This window comes from Desulforhabdus sp. TSK (assembly GCF_022836495.1).
Taxonomy (GTDB): Bacteria; Desulfobacterota; Syntrophobacteria; order Syntrophobacterales; family Syntrophobacteraceae; genus Desulforhabdus.
Map to the genome: position 1 here is coordinate 1 of NZ_BQXM01000300.1, position 208 is coordinate 208.

Consider the following 208-nt stretch of genomic DNA (forward strand, 5'->3'; position numbering starts at 1 on the left):
GACCTGCCTGGCATCGGGGAAGAGCTCCTCGACTCTGTTCCAGATCCAGTCCGCTCCGTCCGCCACCACACAGAGCCTGACCTTCTCAATGGGAATGAGGCCGGCTTCCTTGATGGTGCGGAGAGCATCGGCTATCTTATGATTGTCCGCCATCTGATGCCAGCTGATCAGGTGCTCGATTCTGTCCTCGTCAATGAGATAGAGCCTG

General features: G+C 57.2%; 1 pseudogene. It reads right to left on the minus strand.

What is annotated here, in order from left to right:
• Positions 1–208: pseudogene (locus MWC30_RS22460) on the minus strand (ISKra4 family transposase); the annotation flags it as partial.